Origin of the sequence: Paenibacillus sp. FSL R5-0749, assembly GCF_038595085.1 — a bacterium.
In the GTDB taxonomy this organism is placed as follows: domain Bacteria; phylum Bacillota; class Bacilli; order Paenibacillales; family Paenibacillaceae; genus Paenibacillus.
Genome location: NZ_CP152005.1, coordinates 2,566,327 through 2,584,499 on the forward strand (window position 1 = coordinate 2,566,327; position 18,173 = coordinate 2,584,499).

Below are 18,173 nucleotides of genomic sequence, written 5' to 3' on the forward strand. Positions count from 1 at the left end.
AAGCTTGTCTATAACGACAGCTTCCTTTTTCATGTCTTGTCATAAATGTGGCTTGGTAGACTCCTTTTAATATAATGATAAAGCAAGGGAGTCGTTTTCACTTCGACTGTGGAGAATCGCTTCTCCATTAACAATCTCAATACTAATTAAAGAATGCAGACATTTTTGAATGGCACGTTTACCGTTGCTAATTTTATGCTCAAGAGCACTGCTAAGCAATCTTAATGTCTTCTGCATAGGCTGTTTGTTTTCTTGATTAAAGTATACAGGGATTGATTTGTTTTGAAAGGTTATTAGGGTTCTCACTTGAAATCACCTCACGGTTGTTATTTCATACAGGTAATATTAAATTCCAATGCTTAAAATTACCTTAAAATCAGCTTATGAAAACATAAAGGTGGGTAATGTTTGAAAAGTGTTCACAATTCAATTGTGAGCGAAGGAATAAAAGTCCCGAAAAACAAAACCTAATTACCATTTAAATGGAATAGAAAATGAAAATTTTCGTATCCTCGCAATATTCAAAAGCATAACTGCCACGAAAGTTCTGAGTCAAATGTACGATATTTTAATATATACGTGGGTCATATGTAACAAAATTACAGGTGGCACATTGCAAACAGGGTGTTTATGTAAGAAAATAGGGTTGATATAACGATTCATTCTCTTTTTTTTGATTTAATCTGACATTAGGACAATTTACATATGAGACCATGGGAGGGATTCGGATGATTCTAACCGTGTATTCCGGCCGCGAGGAAGGAGAATGGTTCGACATCGATGTTCCGGATGAATGCACCATTGAACATTTGAAGACATTACTTGGCGTTCGCATTTTCGGACAGGCACCGGGAGACGGCATTCAGTACATCCTTGAAGCCAAGTTTCCGGAGGGGCTGTGGTTCTCTCCGCAGAACGCACAGCAGTTAATGGAAACAGGGCTGCGGCAAGGCAGTTGCGTACGTGTCCAGCGGGCTTTTTCAACGACTTCGGAAGAAGCGCCTGTATATGGGAGACGTTCATTATTTCAAAAGGACAGCAACGAATAGGGCTTTTGAACGTATACATTCTATTGAACGAACTAAAGGAGGTCTTCTCTTCGTGAATGTGTTATATCAGCGTTCTCCAAGAATGACACCGGTTCTCAAGGAAGAAGGACTCGAAATACTCAGGCCTCCAACAGAACCGAGCAAACCCACGTTTTCCATGATATCCATTATTGTGCCGATCATGATGACCATGGTCAGCATTGGTTTCTACGTATATATCAATATGACCGGCAAAATGGGCAACAGCAATTATATGATGTTTCAGATGATGACGGTCATGATGATGCTTACTTCTTACACCATTCCATTCTTCGTGTATCTGAGCAACAAGAAATCATATCGCAAAAAATTGGAAGAACGAAAAACAATGTATCTTGCCCAACTGGACAAACACCGGGAAGAACTGAAAGAAGCTCAGGCGGAGCAAGTGAAGAGCCTGTATGAAATTCATGGGGATCCGGGTGTGTGCCTTCAAGTGGTGAAGAACCGGAACAGTTCCTTGTGGGAGCGTTCACCAGAGGATGATGATTTCCTTCAGGTGCGCATTGGTACGGGAGAGATTCCATTCCGTATCAAACTTCAGGTTCCACGGATTGATGGTTATGAGAAGGATGAGCTAATTGAAGCCGCCCATGAACTTGCGGGTGAATTCCAGACGGTACCGGATGCTTCCATTACATTGCCTTTGTTCCAATCGAAGGTTATGGGACTGGTCGGTGATCGGGAGGAAGTGCTTGCTTCTCTGCGAGTCATCATCTCACAACTGACGGTACGTCACTCCCCGGATGAACTGAAGCTTGCTGCTTTCTATGAAGAAAAGGACAGCAAGGAATGGGATTGGCTTCGCTGGATGCCCCATATCTGGGATGAAGACCAGGGACAACGCTATATGGCCGACAGGCACAGCGGTGCGCATCAATTGGCGGACAGCTTGTTTTCCGTGTTGAACCGGCGCCGCAACAATAAGGAAGACCGCTACAAGAAAAGCATACAAACGCCGTGTTACGTTGTGATTCTCTCCGATACGCAATTAATTGAAGAGGAACCGTTGCTTCCATTGCTACTGGAATCGGCTCAGGACATCGATGTATGCACCATCATACTGGCTAATCGCAAGGAGTCTCTACCAATGCATTGTCAGTTGATTATGGATGCCTCCGAAGGCAAAGGGGTGTATATCAAAAAAACGGAAGATGCGGATGTTATTCAACAAACGTATAAACCTGATGTGATCTCGAAGGAAATGGCAGAGGCGCTTTCCCGTTATATGTCACCGATCCGGTTAAAACGGTCATCTGCATCAGATATCCCGCAAGTGCTGCCGTTATTCGATATGCTGAGCACATCACGCGTGGAAGATCTGGATGTGGTATCCAGATGGGGGCAGACGAGATATCCGGACACGCTGCCCGTACCAATGGGTGTACGAGCTGGCGGCAAAAAAATAGCGATAAACCTGCATGACAAAATTGAACGTCAGGGTCATGGTCCCCATGGTCTGATTGCAGGTACAACCGGTTCAGGTAAAAGTGAAGTCATCCAGTCCATCGTAGCTTCACTGGCTGCTGAATTCCATCCGCATGATCTGGCCTTCATGCTGATTGACTACAAAGGTGGCGGTATGTCCAATACATTTGTTGATCTACCTCATGTGGTAGGGACAATCACCAATCTGGATGGAAATCTAATCGAGCGGGCGAATATCTCACTTCGTGCCGAACTGGTCAGAAGGCAAAAAATATTAAATGATGCGGGAAATCTCCAGCACATTGATGAATACTATAAAATTCTGCGTTCCAGACATGAGCAGCCGCTCCCGCATCTCGTCATTATCATTGATGAGTTTGCTCAATTGAAACGGGACCAGCCGGAGTTCATGGATGAACTGATTAGTATCGCGGCCATTGGCCGAACACTTGGGGTTCATCTAATTCTGGCAACCCAGAAGCCAGCCGGTGTTGTGGACGATAAAATATGGAGTAATTCGCGCTTTCGGATCTGCCTTCGCGTACAGAGTGAGGGAGATAGCAGGGACATGATCAAGATTCCAAATGCTGCCTGGATTACGAAGCCTGGTCGTGGATATTTTCAGGTGGGTAGTGATGAAGTATTTGAAGAAATGCAATTCGCCTGGAGTGGTGCACCGTATAACCAACAGGAGGATTCAACGACGGTATTGCCTGTCATGGAAGTACGCCTAAACGGTAAGCGGGAGCCCCTGTTAACGGGAGAGCGCAGAGCCGTTCTCAAAGGTGAAGATGTTCCGAAACAGCTTCAAGTATTTATTGATTATGTTGCTCAGTCTGCAGCGGATGCGGGCATCCGTCGGTTGCCAGGACCATGGTTGCCACCTTTACCAGAAACACTGGAATGGGAAGGTCTTCAGGAATGGCAGGAAGAAGAGAATCGGGATCTGCTGCTTGATGGTGGGGCAAGTGGTCTGAAACCCCTGGTTGGTTTGCTGGATGATCTCCCCAATCAGCGCCAACAACCGCTCGCATTGCCTGTGGATCAAGGCCACCTGGTCGTTTACGGCATGCCGGGACTGGGAAAAACAACATTTGTTCAGACCTTGCTTATGTCTCTGGCCCGTTCTCACAGAACTGAGCCTTGGCATGGTTACATTATCGATATGGGCCGCATGATGAAGGACTTTGCAGGACTACCACAGATCGGTGGCGTGATGATGGCGGAGGAGGAAGACCGGATCAAACGGTTATTCCGTTATATCCTCAAGCTGTCAGCACAACGCAAAGATATCATCTCGGAGGCGGGTGTTAAAACGATCTCGGCCTACCGACGGACAGCTCATGCGGCTGTCCCGCAGGTTGTGGTGGTTATCGATGGTTATCTTTCATTCCGCAATGCCTATCCGGAAGAAAATGAACTTCTGGAGACGATCCTGCGTGAAGGCGGAAGTCTGGGGATTACCTTTGTACTTACTGCGAATCGGGTAACAGATGTATTTGAGAAATTCAGAAGCAATATTCCCAATGCGGTTTCATTTGAGTTATCTGATCCAAGTGATTATTATTATGCCGTGGGAAGACCTTCCAAAGCACCAAGCCAACTTCCGCCAGGAAGAGGTCTGGTCAAAGGGCAAGTGCCTCCGTTGATGTTCCAGGCGGCATTACCTTCTTCCGGGGCAGATGAAGGCAAACGTTCATCGGCATTGCGCCGCACGATCGCTGAGATTCGCCAAGGCTGGACAGGGGAAGAAGCACCTCAGATTGCTCCGCTTCCGGAAGAGATCAAACTCAAGGATCTGCTCATTCAGATAGGATCATATGGCCAGGCATGGGATACATCATCTGTAACTGTCCCTGTAGGACTGCTTACGGATGATCTTGAACCATTCCAGCTTAATCTGCGTGAAGGTCCACATTTCATGGTGACGAGTCCGATGGAAGGCGGAAAAACGACATTTTTGTTGACATGGATGTTATCACTGGCTTATCATGCTTCTCCGGAAGATGTACAAATATACACAGTAGATATGCGTTATGGCGCAGGTGGGCTGGGGGAAATCAGCAGTTTGCCCCATGTCCGTGGACATGTATCGCGAGAAGAACAGCTTGCACCTGTGATTCAACAGTTGTACGATGAAGTTCTGAAAAGAGGCGAGATTTCCGGTGGACCGGAACTTGTGCTTGTTATCGATGATGCGGACACCTTGTCCAAACAGCTAAACGATTTTAATGTAAAAGATCAATTGGGAGCGATTGTTCGTCAAGGAAGGGATCGTGGTGTACACGTGATTCTGTCCGGGGTTCCGGCAGACTTCCCGACCTTCGGTTCGGATTGGGTAACGGATGTGAAGGCTTCCCAGAGCGGAATGCTGTTCGGGACTTTAGACCCTAACGATCTCTCGTTCTTCCGTATACCTTATTCGGAATCCGGAGGTAGTTCAGGTGGGCTGAAGGTACTGCCTCCAGGTCAAGGTTATTATGTAAAACGTAAATATTCCAGGGTTAAAGGTGCAGTTCCATGTGATGACAGCTGGAAAATGACCGATTGGATTTCTGAAATTCGTGACCGATGGCATGTTGTAGTTTGAGGGGAGGTGGCTCATAATGTTGACGGTTCATGATTCTAAGCAAAAGGTAGTCACGTTGCAAACAAAAGAACTTTTTTTCCTGGCGGGTATTCTCGGTTCAGACCGACTGCTTGGTGTGGAAGATCCGTTTCGCGGCTATATGGCGGAGGATATCGCGATGGAGTGGGAGCGTGTGAAAACCTCCCTGCTTGACAAAGGATATCTGATTCGGGATCAGGATACCGATGAGCTGATCATGACACCGACCGTTTTCTCCAGGGTAGCCATTGCCGGATTGTCCGACAGAGCTTGTTGGATTCGATACACGATCAACGGCAAGTCGTATGAAAGTTATATACATTGCACGGATGAGCGGGTCGTTGAAGTTTCCCGTGTTGACGACGTACCGGACTCGTTCCGGCTTAGCGATCTGGGAAGTGTTCGTGAAGCCATTGATGTTCTGATAGAGCGGATGAAATGGAGCGGCCATTCTCCTGCGGAGAAACCGGCACTAATGTGCTCCAAGAAAAAATTTTATGATGTCATGAATGAGCTTGAGAACAGCGGGGTACAGACCGTAGCAGATGAACTCGCACAGGAGACAAGTGATCCTGAGGGCTCGCTTGCGCTGGCACGCTGTCTGGTGGGTAAGGAGTCAGATGGGGAGCTTCGTTTGCTTGTATGGAATGAAGACGGGTGGAAGTCGCAGTCTGCAGCATTTGCTGCAAGTGCGGTATCCAATTGGTTGTTCCGGATGAGCACTGCGGCTTCAGATGATTGGCTAGTTGCAGCACTGACGACTAGAGAACAGTTTCACGAGATGCTGCTGGACTGGCTTAAACAGCCTGCAGGGGAAGAGGAAAGGTGATGGTAAATGCGCATTCGTGTGGAACCGGATGTGCTTCGGGCACTGAGCAAGCAGATTCAGTATGCAGCGGAGCAAATACAGCAAAAGATGACAGTGTTGGATCAGGCGATTCATTCGCTGGAGTGGGAGGTTGAATCCCGCGCAGCGGTGATGAGTGAATGGAATCACAGTAAACGACTGGGCGAGGATGCGCTTCGTCGATTAATGGACTTAAGCGTACAGCTGGGACGCAAAGCATTGTTATTCCAGCAGGCAGACATGGAGTATCGTTCCGTGCTGAGTCATGTGAACACAGCCTATGGTAATGCGGTCAATATGCTGAATGTTCTTCAGAACAATCGTACAGGAGAAATCATGCCTGCACATTCTGCAACTGTAGCTGTAGTATCCGATCCCCTTTCCGCAATGGCGGCCGTATATCGTGTACAGGATGCCGCACCGCCTGATGGCTCCCCTGCTACATTGGTTCAGGCCATGCAGCCTGAGCCGGTAGCATGGAGATTCACAGATCCTTCCTTTCGGGGAAGAAGAGGGACCGAACCTGTGGTTTCCTGAATAGGGTAGATAAAAGTAACAGCAGGAAGTGAATTTTTTTGTAAATAGGCTGTTAGGAGAAGTTTCAAGGACTGAAAATGGGGTAAATAGGATTAGGTCCTTCGACTTTTGTTCGATCGATCCTGGTATAGTACAATTTGAACAAGTCAAAATTTAATTGCACAAACCAAGGAGGAATTTACCAATGGCAGGACGTATTTTAGTTACCCCAGAGCAGCTTGATCAGGTTTCCAACCAATTTAAACAAAGCGGTGAGCAAAGTCAGCAAATCGTATCCACATTGACTCAATCTATCACAAGCATGGAAGGACAATGGGAAGGTATGACAAAGCAACGCTTCTTCCAGGAGTTCCAAGAAGCTAGCAAACAAATGCAATCATTCGTTCAAACGCTGAACAGCATCAGCGCTGAACTTACAGCTATTGCTAACAAATTCCGTACAGCTGACCAAGCTCGTTAATCTGCTTTACATAGATCAGGCCGAGTTGAAGTCTGAATTCGCCCTGAATCATTGGCGGGTAGCAAGCTGAAGATGTACAACTACAGCAAAAACCGGGCGTTGTCACAACACCCGGTTTTTGCTGCAACTATGACACTAGGACAGAGAGAGGGATAAGCATGTCTTTTCAACCGAATCCCGGGGATGAAGTGGTGATTAACGACATTGCCTATACGATTGGGCAACATCCGGCTGCGCCGGGTCTAGCTTATGCCCAAGCTGGAAGGCAGGGGATTGTTTATCAGTTGTTACCCCGAAACGGTTCCCTTCATGGGGCCAAAGCACTAAAAGTATTTTTTCCTAAATTCCGTATTCCAGCTATGGTATATCAGTCTGAGCATATGGAGTCTTATAGTGAACTGCCAGGTTTGCAAGTATGCAAGCGTGATGTGCTCACTCCGGAAAGAAACGGAGCGCTCATTGGAAAACATCCCGATCTGTTATATGCGGTGTTGATGCCATGGGTGCAAGGTCAGACCTGGTTCGATGTGATCAGTGATCAGAGACAGTTGACGGCTGAGGAGAGCCTGAAGCTGGCCAGAGCGCTTGCTGGGACGGGTTCGGCCATGGAACAACGTGGACTAGCTCATTGCGATATGTCCGCTCCCAATGTAATGATTCCGTTTTTTTCCGAAGTGGAGAACCTGGGGAAGACGTCTGCGGTAGAACTTGTGGATGTCGAGCAGATGTACGGTTCAAAGATGGATCGTCCGGATGCCCTGCTTGCCGGGTCACCCGGTTATGCAGCCCATCGCACAGTGCACAGCGGTTTGTGGAGTTCATATGCTGACCGATTTGCCGGAGCTGTTATCATTGCTGAAATGTTAAGCTGGTCGGACCCTGTTATTGTAGAGAAAGCGTGGGGCGAAAGTTATTTTGACCAGCATGAAATGCAGACGGTGAGTGAACGGTATTATGCGATGCGGGAGTCCCTTGAGAAGCGTTGGGGCTCAAGACTGTCCGATCTGTTTATTCGAGCTTGGGAAAGTCACGATCTGAGCAGTTGTCCAACGTTTGGTGAGTGGTATGTTGCATTGGCTGCGGTAGACGTGGATCAGGCCAAAGCGGCGGCTGCTGCATCGTCGGAAGAAGAAGCTGGCAATCCGTCCGAAGCGGATGGGAATCTGAAGGAGAGCTCAGAACCGGTAAGTGAACCTGTGAATACCCAAGAGGGGGACATTCCCCAAACGCCGCACTCTCCCGATCAGGAAGCGATTGTGAACCGTCTGTTCTTACAGGCAAGATCCTTGGAGGATGAAGATAAACCAGCTGCTGCGCTGGAAGTGTATCGTTCGCTGTATCATTTCATTCCTCATAACAGCGCGATGCAGATGGAAGTGGAGGCTGCAATCAAGGAACTGGACGCCAAGCTTAATCCAAAAGAAGACACAGATAAGCCTGTACCTGTGCCTTTCTACCGATCCAAGAAGTTCATGATTTCTTCCGCTGTGCTTATTGTATTGCTGGCAGGTGGTGTTCCAACGGTCAAGATACTGGCCGATCAGGCAGAAGTGAAGCAGAAAGAACAGCAGGAAGCTACACGACTGGCAGAGGTCAAGGCTGCGGAAGAGGCTGAAGCTGCAAAGGCAGCTGCGATCAAGCAGCAGGAAGAGCAAGAGAAGCAAAAGGCCGCAGAAGCTGCAAAACTGGATGCTGAGGAAAAGAAAAAGCTTGCTGAAGCCAAACAGAAGGAAGCAGAAGCGAAGAAAAAAGAAGAAGAACGCAAGGCATTACAGGCCAAGTACGACAAACAGGCGAAATATGAGGCCTATCTGGTGAAGCAGGAACAGCAGAAGAAAGAAGCTGCCAAGAGAGCTCAGCAGGAGAAGTACGATAAACAGGCAAAATATGAAGCTTATCTCGTCTGGAAAAAAGAGAATGATGCCAAGCTTGCAAGACAGGAAGCGGAGCGTAAAGCGGCAGCTGAAGCTAAACGTCAACAGGAGATTGCTCAGAAAGCCGCGCTCAAGAAAAAGCGTGCCGAGAATGTGGTCACGTTGATTGCTCATTACAATAAAACGTATAACGCACAAAAAGGCAGAAAAATTGAAAATGCGGAAGCGTATGCCCGTGATTTTAAAAATCTATACAATACCGATGCTGCTTATTTCAAAGGAGTCGGCAAAGTGGCCGCTCGAATGAGTGCCATTAACAAATTCCTGAGCAACACCAGTTATACGTTGCCTAACTTATAAAGTAATTGACGGAGGTGACTCATCCTAGATGAACTACACAATTCAAGCATCACAGCGTACACCTGCACTCATTATCTATTTAATTGATATTAGCGCCTCCATGAACATGGTTCTGGAAAATCGTCGGCGGATTGACGTCGTCTATGATGCCTTATCTCTCGCGATACGCCAAATGGTATTTCGGTCCACCAAGGGAAATCGTCTGACACCTCGCTATCGCATAGCCATATTGGCTTACAGCGATGATGTTTATGACCTGTTGAACGGCATCAAAGGAATCGACGAGATCGCTGCAGTTGGATCTTTGCCTGATCTGACCCCGAAACGGTTCTCGGACTCGGCAAAGGCTTTTCTGCAGGCGGAAAAGATTCTCCAGGCCGAAATTCCGAATATGCAGGATTGTCCTGCTCCACTTGTGTGCCACATGACCGACGGGGTAGCCACAGGTGAAGATCCCGAGCCTATTGCGAAAAGAATCATGGGCATGAGTGTACCAGATGGCAATGTGCTGGTGGAGAATATTTTTATATCCGATCATCTGCTGGAAGGGCCGATTGCTGAACCTAGAAGATGGAAGGGAATCTCTTCTGAAACAAATCTACAGGATGAGCATGGAGAGAAGCTGCGGAATATGTCTTCCGTTCTGCCCGAAAGTTATCGGGAAATGCTTGTTGAAGCTGATTATTTGCTTGCACCCGGTGCACTCATGATGCTGCCAGGTACATGTGCAGAATTGGTATCGATTGGATTCCAGATGTCCGCTGCTACGCCTGTGAGATAGGAGGGGAATCATGAGAGCAATGCGTTTGGCAACATTGTCTGCTGGAGATAAGGGGGGCCATGCCGAGCAGCGGCATGGCAACTTTCGCTATGTGAGTGTACAGACGGGAGAACAGCCACTAACCCGCTATCAGGGCACATTTAAGTGCAGATATGGTTATGGCAGAGCGGCTGAGACGGTACATCAGGGAGATACCGGACAGGACTTTGCTGCGGTGCGTATGAAAGGGAATATATGTAATTTCGTACTGTGTGATGGGGTAGGCATGAGTTATCTGGGAGACTTTGCAGCGCGTTTTCTGGGGAATGCTTTACTGGATTGGTTGGAAGCGACGCAACACCCGACAGAAGAGGGCGTTGAGCGACTGCTTCGGGATCTGACCCTTCCTGCATCTGAGCAGCTGGAGAAATTACAGCCGCTGGAAAGCTCTCCTTTGTTGCTGCGTGAAGTGTTGATGGAAAAGCGAAGTCGAGGCAGCCAGGCCATGTATGTGTGTGGACGGATTGAGCTTACGGGAGGCGGTCGCAAAAGTCGGGTGTGGCTTGCTTGGCAAGGAGATTCCCGTATTCGCCTGTGGCGGAACGGCCAGGAAGATTCTGAATTATTTCAGACTCACTGCAGGACCAATGAGCGCTGGTCTACACTTGAAGGCCCTGTTGGTGGTAAGCCGCACATCTACGAGACCAAAGGGTCCGCCAACGATTCACTGCGTCTTCAATTATATACAGATGGATTAAACGACTTGGATGCGATCCAGGCCTATGTCCCCGATGAACACATTCAGGTACTGCTGGATGCTGCACATACCGGCGGTCTTGAAGATGATGCCGCTTTCATTGAGCTGGAATGGTGAGCGCCGGATATCAAATTGTGCATTGATCCGAGTGATGCTGTGACTTTGTTGAAGTCCAAACGTGAAAAAACTTGTTGGTGTTGATTTAAAAGACACTCTTTTTGGGTAATCTTGTGAAGAATTGGCTAATGATAGCTTCAATGTACATTCTTACATAATTGCTAAAATGAAGGAGTGGAATGGATAATGACACAACATAACGGCAAGTCACGGTTTCAAGGCAAGGTTGCGATTATTACCGGAGCAGGCTCAGGTATTGGGAAGGCGACTGCGGTCAAGCTGGCAAAAGAGGGTGCACATGTTGCATTGTTTGATCTGGTGAATGATCGGATCTCGGAAACGGAAGCAGAGATTAATGCGCAGCACCCGGGTGCGGCAAGAGCATTTGATGTTGACATCTCCGACCCGGCACGTGTGGAAAAGGCTGTGCTGGAAACCGTTGAGTTATTCGGCGGTTTGGATATTGTTTTTGCCAATGCGGGCATTAATGGTGTATCAGCACCTATTGAGGAAATTTCGGTTGAAGATTGGCAGCAAATTATCACAACCAACTTGAACGGCACATTTTTCACCGTAAAATATGCTTTGCCTCACGTGAAGAAACGGGGTGGCGGCAGCATTATCATTACAAGTTCGATTAACGGCAATCAACGCTTCTCAAGCTTTGGCATGTCGGCGTACAGCACATCCAAGGCAGGACAGGTTGCTTTTGCAAAGATGGCTGCGCTTGAGCTGGCGAAGTTCAAGATACGTGTGAACGTGATCTGCCCAGGAGCGATTGCGACGAATATTGATCAAAGTACGGTCAAAACGGATGATCTGCAACAGATCATTATCCCGATGGAGTTCCCGGAAGGACAGCAGCCGCTTGCGGACGGACCGGGTCAGCCGGAACATGTTGCCGATCTGGTAAGTTTCCTCGCATCGTCCGAATCCAGACATATTACCGGAGCAGAGATCGTCATTGATGGTGCAGAGTCATTGCTCAGCTAAGTGAGCATACGGGATAAATTTCATTTATACTAAGGCGTGTCTTATGGTGTGTCTGCGATAGTCGTTCCTCTGGAACGGCTTTTTTTGTTATAATGCTAACATTCGAATAGAGATACTGAAAAGCAGTAGGGTACATTCATTAGGAGCGATTATATGCATATAGAGTTACCGATACAAGAGGTTATTCCGGAGTTAAGACAATTATTTCGGGATCAAGATACAGGGGTGTTAATTGCAGAGCCCGGAGCGGGAAAAACAACTGTTGTACCGCTGGCTTTGCTGGAGGAGCCATGGGTCGCGGGACGGAAAATCATCATGCTGGAACCCCGAAGACTCGCCGCGCGTTCGGCTGCATCGAGACTGGCAGCTACGCTTGGGGAAAAAGCGGGGCAGACCGTAGGATATCGTGTGCGTATGGATACCCGGGTGAGTCAAGGGACACGTATCGAAGTTGTGACGGAAGGGGTATTGACCCGAATGTTGCAGCAGGACCAGGGTCTGGAGGATACGGCCATGATTATATTCGATGAATTCCATGAGCGTCACTTACATGGAGATTTGGGTTTGGCTCTGGCACTGGAATCCCGAGCGATGTTACGTCCGGATCTGAAATTGCTGGTCATGTCGGCTACTTTAGATCCAGATCCTGTCTGTGCATTACTGGGCGAAGGTACAAGATCGATTCATTGTCCGGGACGTACGTTTCCGGTGGATACACGATATGTGCCAAGACCGGTATCTATGCCACTGGAACAGTTCACAGCTCAGACGGTCAAGAGGGCATTAGCCGAACAGGAGGGGGATGTGCTTGTTTTCCTTCCTGGCGCAAAAGAGATACATCGTACAGAACGGGAGCTATCGAATGCTTCTCTGCCTGCACATGTGAACGTCTATTCTCTTTACGGCAGTATGCCCGTGGAACAACAGGATGAGGCCATACGTCCTGCGGCTGAGGGCACGCGCAAAGTTGTACTGTCCACCTCCATTGCGGAATCCAGCCTCACTCTCGCTGGAGTGAAGATTGTGGTGGATGCAGGGCTGAGCAGAGCATCGGCATTCTCGCCGCGCACGGGTATGAGCCGGCTTGTCACCCTGCCGGTGTCCAAGGCGTCAGCCGATCAACGGCGGGGTCGTGCGGGGCGAATTGCCCCGGGGGTGTGTTACCGGCTATGGAGCGAAGAGGTACATGGGGGGCTGCCTGAGGCAGCTCGCCCGGAGATCACCTCCGCGGATCTTGCGCCGCTGGCGCTGGAGCTTGCCGTCTGGGGTGTCCAGTCCCCAGCAGAGCTGCAATGGCTGGACACCCCGCCTGACGCCGCCTACGGCCAGGCACAGGCGCTGCTGCGCCAGCTGGGCGGCCTGGATGACGCAGGCCGCATCACGCCCTTCGGGCGGCGGATGAACACGCTCGGCGTGCATCCGCGACTGGCCAGCATGTTGCTCCGCGCGGCGGAGCTTGGGCTGGCCAGCTACGCCAGCATGCTGGCGGCACTGCTGCAGGAGCCTGCCGGCCTCCGCAGCAGTGGCAGTGCAGGCGCGGGCACGGACCTGCGCCCGCGCGTAGAGGCGCTGCTGACTGCGGACAGCAGCGGCAAGCCGCAAGCGGCAGCGGCTGCCCTAGACGGCGCGGCCGTGCGGCGCATGCTCCAGGAGAGCCGCCAGCTGCGCTCGGCGCTCGGCCCGGCGGCCGATCCGGTACGGCCGGATGAAGACAGCTGCGGATTGCTGCTGTCCTTCGCCTATCCGGACCGGATCGGGCAACGCCGGGAAGACGGCCGATATCTGCTGAGCAGCGGCCGCGGCGTACGGCTCGCAGCGACAGAATCGCTGAGCCGTTCAGCGTATCTGGTCGCAGCCGAGGCAGACGACCAGGGCGCAGATGCGCGCATCCTGCTGGCTGCGCCGTTGCAGGAGCAGAAATTGTTACAGGCAGCTCAGCACCTGCTGCACGATGAAGTGCAAGTGGCCTGGGATTCCAATACCCGCAGCGTGCGAGCCCATAAGAGACTTCGTATTGGAGCCCTTGTAATGAAAGAGAGCAGTATTGCACAGCCACCTGAAGATCAGGTGCTGGAAGCATTGTTGGCCGGAATACGGATGGAAGGGCTGGATTGTCTGCCATGGACTAAAACGTCCAGACAACTTGCGGACAGGCTGCGGTTCCTGCATCTCCATCTACCTCAGTGGCCCGACCTGATCGAAGATGATCTGACCGAAGAGCTGGCTGAGCATCTTACACCTTATCTGACAGGCATGCGATCGGCAGCCGACCTCAAGAGATTGTCGATGCAAGATGTATTGCTTGGTGGTCTGAGCTGGGGGCAACGACAACAACTGGACGATGAAGCTCCGACGCATATACAGGTGCCCAGTGGATCGCGTATTCCCGTGGACTACAGCCGTCCCGAGGCTCCTGCTCTGGCGGTGAGATTACAGGAGATGTTTGGACAACAGGAGACACCGCGTATAGCTGGTGGGCGAGTCCCAGTGACCATTCATTTGTTATCGCCGGCTCAGCGACCTGTACAGGTCACACGAGATTTGGCCAATTTCTGGCGTGAGACCTACTTTGACGTCAAAAAAGATCTGAAAGGACGTTATCCGAAGCATTATTGGCCGGATAATCCACTTGAAGCCGTGGCCACTAATCGGGCCAAACCACGGGGGAAATAGATGAATGATTTCGTTTTTTTAGATATCAACACCGGGTTCCCCGAAGGGTGCATTACATCAGGCTTAGATTCGGATGAACCACAACAATCCGTATTGTAACTCATCGAATCATACTCTACCTTAGCTAAGTAATCACCTTCTAATCAGGATGTGTCTCCAAACTCGCTGAGTGCATATTGTACTGTCTTTGTGCCCAATGCTACGTCACTTTGCCTTTTGTCCTATATTACGTCGCTTTTCCTTTTTGCTACATGCTGCGTTACTTTGCCTTTTAAGCCCATGTTGCGTCACACTCGCTTCGCGTGCCCTCGGTTCGCTTGTGGCAAACTTCCGGCATAGAACGATATTCGGGCAAAATCTGCTTTTTTAGAGGTTAAGGGCACGTCCCAGAGCGTGTCTTCAATCCTAGGGAAAGTCGGAGGGGCACTGGATGGATAGATGTTTTGGAACCGCCATCCTTCAACCTATGATCGATCGACCATGAATCGGAGGCTAACGAACCTGTGACGTCTTATTCAGTGATTTGAAGCGCCCGCAACATTCTAAGGAATCTGAAACACGTTATAGTTGAACAACAAGCCATTTAGAGCGTCTTTTCCAGGTGATTTTGATAAATAACGTGTCTCAAGTTCGTTACAAAATAGAATGTGGACCAAAAGGCCAAATAAGACGCCCTCAGTTCCTTAGAAAATTTCCGTAGAACATCTCTTGGAACATCCCTTTGGAGATCTTCTTAGAAAATCTCCAGAAAAATTGTCTTTAGATTCACCAGAGTTACACAGCCTCTACTTCAATATGATTTGGCCCCGGTCATATTCTGCAATGTATCACCAGAACATGGAGCTGAGCGCTAACGAACCTGTGACGTCTTATTCAGTGATTTGAAATGCCCGCAACATTTTAAGGAATCTGAAACTCGCTATCGTTGACACTCTATAGTTGGTTGAATAACGAGCCGTTCATTGCTATTAACACATACTATATTGCCTTGCAAGCGTTTGAAAGAAAATAAGGCGGGTAATAACATAGCGAACCACTCAATCAGATGAGGAGGGATTCATTATGCAAAAGAAAATCGTAGGTGTGTTTAATACAGAACGTGAAGCATCGCAGGCTATCGAGGGTCTGAAAGCACAAGGATTTACTTCAGACGAAATCTCCGTTGTTACCCAGGATCGGGATGAACTGAAGGCGATTCGGGAAGAGACAGGTACAAAAGCCCCTGAAGGCGTGGCTGCGGGTGCAGCAACAGGTGGTGTACTTGGTGGCGTAGCCGGTCTGCTCGCAGGTATCGGTGCACTGGCTATACCCGGCATAGGACCCATTCTGGCCGCAGGCCCTATCGCAGCAGCATTTACCGGTGCAGCTGTGGGTGCAGGAGCTGGAGGACTGGTTGGTGGCCTGGTAGGTCTTGGTATCCCGGAAGAGGACGCTAAACAGTATGAGGAGTATGTACAGAACGGCAAAATTCTGCTTCTCGTAGACTCCACGGATCGGGACACCGATGTGTACGATGTGTTTAGTAGCAACAGCCAACTTAATCGGGACAGAGCTCAAGTTCATGGTACAGAAGTACCTGCTGAACGTCCAGATCTGGATATGGAAGAACGCAGATTGGATGCCCAGAGCAAGGCCGCTCGATTGGGTAACAATACATTCTTGTAATCTTCCGGCTGAGCTGGTTGATATGAGATCGAACCTAATGACTTAATACCTGCAAAATGGAATGAAATAGATGATCCACAAGATGGTCATTAGCCGGTTTCCTTAAGGGAAGCCGGCTTTTGTCCCTGTGTTGCATGTTTGAGTCAATAATGGCGGTTGGTGTTTTTACCCATTCAAGCAGGGAATAACAATACATATAACAGTACAGCCAAAGCGAGTCCTATGACCAGTAGCATCAATGTGAGAAACCGAATTAAGCCGGTCGAAGCCTCAAACGTCTGCTCATTAATTTGAGTACGCTTCCGATGGTAGGCTGCTGCCGAATAGAGAATGATGGATATACCACCAATCAGAGATGTGATACCTGTAATAATCGCGGCAATATGTGCTAGTCGATCATACGCCGAGGAATTGAAGCCGAATCCAGCTGCAAGAAAGCCGATACCTGCCATGGCAATACCCGTGCGTACCCAGGCCAGAAAAGTTCGCTCGTTAGCCAGGTGCTGTTGGACATATTTGGAATCGATGGTGGTTATGGTTACGTCTGTGTCTGTTCTAGAAATGTGAATCACCCCGCTCATTAAGATATACGGCTTCATTGTACTTTGTTTTTATTGTAAAACCAAGCAAGAAAGGACGGCTGAATGTATGCCTCGCAAAGAACGAATTACAGAAATAGAGAGCTTGCGGGGAATCGCCTTTGGAGCGGTGGTTCTCCAGCACTCCATTGCACATTACTCTTTGGTCCCGGAAACGAGACTGGAGGATGGCGTGTTGCTGGCCATACTGCTGATGCTCTCCAAATTTGCAGTTCCTTTATTCATATTCATAACAGGTATGGTGCTGTTTTATAACACAGGAGACAAGCTGCATTATGGCAAGTTTATGAGAAAAAGAGTAAATGACGTTATCGTGCCTTACCTGATCTGGTCACTCATTTACTTTACACTTGCACCACGAGGCTGGACCGGTTTCGGATGGAATGATATCCCGGATCTAGGGTTGAAGCTGATTACGGGCAAAACGACTTCACACTTCTGGTACATCATTATGCTGATCCAGTTTTATCTGTTATTTCCGCTCTTCTTGCGTGCAATTCGTTATGTATATAACCGATATGAGGCCAAGGGACGCATGATCGCATTATTGATTTCGGGTGTGGTGTATCTTGTGCTTGCGGATCAATTAAGAAACATCGCCAAGTTCATGGAACGACTGAATATCCCGGTACTGACAGATGCTTTTACAACGTATGCAGATCGCAATTTCCTCTATTTCTTTATTTATTTTGTGCTCGGTGCAGCAGCGGGGTTATCCGTTCAGCACTGGAATGAATGGATTTATCGATTGCGCTGGATATACTGGACTGTGTTTATTGTTCTGGGTCTTCGGTTTACTTATTTATTAATGCTGGAGTTTCAAAAGCCGGAGGGCATCAAAATTACGTTTTACACGGTCAGCCTGATCCGCCCTGATATGGCACTCTTTCTGATTGCGTCCATTATGGTCATGTACCAGCTAGCCGGGAAACTGCACAACCTTAGGGCTACACGATTGCTAGGGTGGATTGGTGGTGTATCGTATGGCGGTTATCTGATGCATATGTTGATGCTGCGGTATAGCTATATTCCAGATGAATTGTTCTATGTTGCCATGGGCTGGAACCCTGTCGTTCGCATGATCATTACTTGGTTGCTCGCTCTTGCATTATCCTGTGTACTGACATGGCTCATCTCTCGCGTAAGCTGGGGGAAATGGATTGTGGGAACTGTGCCAAAATCTGTCCACAATAAATGAATCTATCAACATATGAAAAATTCTCAACAGATTCGCACTCAACAGATTTGCAGCAGTACAGGATTGTACAGGGTATATGCCGGTACAGAAATACAGAACTCAGTAATATAGGCAACAGAGAACCCATCAATGCAGGTTACACAGGATTCAATAATAAAGACAACAGAGAAACTCAGTAATACAGGCCACTCAGGATTCATGTATGCAGG

At 48.8% G+C, this 18,173-nt stretch carries 14 protein-coding genes; 12 read left to right on the forward strand and 2 right to left on the reverse strand.

The genetic code is table 11. The annotated features are described in order from the left end of the window. Nucleotides 1-66: 66 nt before the first annotated feature. Nucleotides 67-306 (reverse strand): hypothetical protein, encoded by a 240-nt coding sequence (locus MKY85_RS11570; RefSeq protein WP_074094612.1) that lies wholly within the window; start codon nt 304-306, stop codon nt 67-69. A 422-nt stretch (nt 307-728) separates the two neighbouring features. On the opposite strand from MKY85_RS11570, the gene MKY85_RS11575 reads away from it, so the two are divergent. The 11 genes from MKY85_RS11575 to MKY85_RS11625 all read left to right on the forward strand — a co-directional run bounded on the left by MKY85_RS11575 (nt 729) and on the right by MKY85_RS11625 (nt 16,167). After that, nucleotides 729-1,049, forward strand: coding sequence for a hypothetical protein (locus MKY85_RS11575; RefSeq protein WP_339241711.1), 321 nt, complete (start codon nt 729-731; stop codon nt 1,047-1,049). A gap of 52 nt (nt 1,050-1,101) precedes the next feature. Further along, nucleotides 1,102-5,106 (forward strand): type VII secretion protein EssC, encoded by a 4,005-nt coding sequence (gene essC, locus MKY85_RS11580; RefSeq protein ID WP_342572614.1) that lies wholly within the window; start codon nt 1,102-1,104, stop codon nt 5,104-5,106. A 16-nt stretch (nt 5,107-5,122) separates the two neighbouring features. Continuing rightward, nucleotides 5,123-5,953 (forward strand): hypothetical protein, encoded by an 831-nt coding sequence (locus tag MKY85_RS11585; RefSeq protein WP_339241715.1) that lies wholly within the window; start codon nt 5,123-5,125, stop codon nt 5,951-5,953. Between the two features lie 6 nt (nt 5,954-5,959). Beyond that, nucleotides 5,960-6,508 (forward strand): WXG100 family type VII secretion target, encoded by a 549-nt coding sequence (locus tag MKY85_RS11590; RefSeq protein WP_339241716.1) that lies wholly within the window; start codon nt 5,960-5,962, stop codon nt 6,506-6,508. 184 nt (nt 6,509-6,692) lie between these two features. After that, complete coding sequence (locus MKY85_RS11595; RefSeq protein ID WP_017689071.1) at nt 6,693-6,968, forward strand: WXG100 family type VII secretion target; 276 nt, start codon at nt 6,693-6,695, stop codon at nt 6,966-6,968. 158 nt (nt 6,969-7,126) lie between these two features. Continuing rightward, entirely contained in the window at nt 7,127-9,202 is a 2,076-nt protein-coding gene (locus tag MKY85_RS11600; RefSeq protein WP_342572615.1) for a hypothetical protein, read from the forward strand. A 28-nt stretch (nt 9,203-9,230) separates the two neighbouring features. Further along, complete coding sequence (locus MKY85_RS11605) at nt 9,231-9,983, forward strand: vWA domain-containing protein (RefSeq protein WP_076330724.1); 753 nt, start codon at nt 9,231-9,233, stop codon at nt 9,981-9,983. A 10-nt stretch (nt 9,984-9,993) separates the two neighbouring features. Further along, nucleotides 9,994-10,836 (forward strand): protein phosphatase 2C domain-containing protein, encoded by an 843-nt coding sequence (locus tag MKY85_RS11610; RefSeq protein ID WP_342572616.1) that lies wholly within the window; start codon nt 9,994-9,996, stop codon nt 10,834-10,836. Between the two features lie 186 nt (nt 10,837-11,022). Then, nucleotides 11,023-11,829: an SDR family NAD(P)-dependent oxidoreductase gene (locus MKY85_RS11615; RefSeq protein ID WP_339241720.1), complete on the forward strand. Its 807-nt coding sequence runs from the start codon at nt 11,023-11,025 to the stop codon at nt 11,827-11,829. A 153-nt stretch (nt 11,830-11,982) separates the two neighbouring features. Then, entirely contained in the window at nt 11,983-14,502 is a 2,520-nt protein-coding gene (gene hrpB / locus MKY85_RS11620) for an ATP-dependent helicase HrpB (protein ID WP_342572617.1), read from the forward strand. A 1,062-nt stretch (nt 14,503-15,564) separates the two neighbouring features. Further along, nucleotides 15,565-16,167, forward strand: a complete 603-nt coding sequence (locus tag MKY85_RS11625; protein WP_339241724.1) for a general stress protein — start codon at nt 15,565-15,567, stop codon at nt 16,165-16,167. A 173-nt stretch (nt 16,168-16,340) separates the two neighbouring features. On the opposite strand, the gene MKY85_RS11630 is transcribed toward MKY85_RS11625, so the two are convergent. Beyond that, a complete protein-coding gene (locus MKY85_RS11630; RefSeq protein ID WP_342572618.1) occupies nt 16,341-16,748 on the reverse strand; it encodes a DUF202 domain-containing protein in 408 nt (135 codons plus the stop codon). Between the two features lie 67 nt (nt 16,749-16,815). Between MKY85_RS11630 and MKY85_RS11635 the strand changes: the two genes are divergently transcribed. Next, a complete protein-coding gene (locus MKY85_RS11635) occupies nt 16,816-17,964 on the forward strand; it encodes an acyltransferase (RefSeq protein ID WP_342572619.1) in 1,149 nt (382 codons plus the stop codon). Nucleotides 17,965-18,173: the final 209 nt, after the last annotated feature.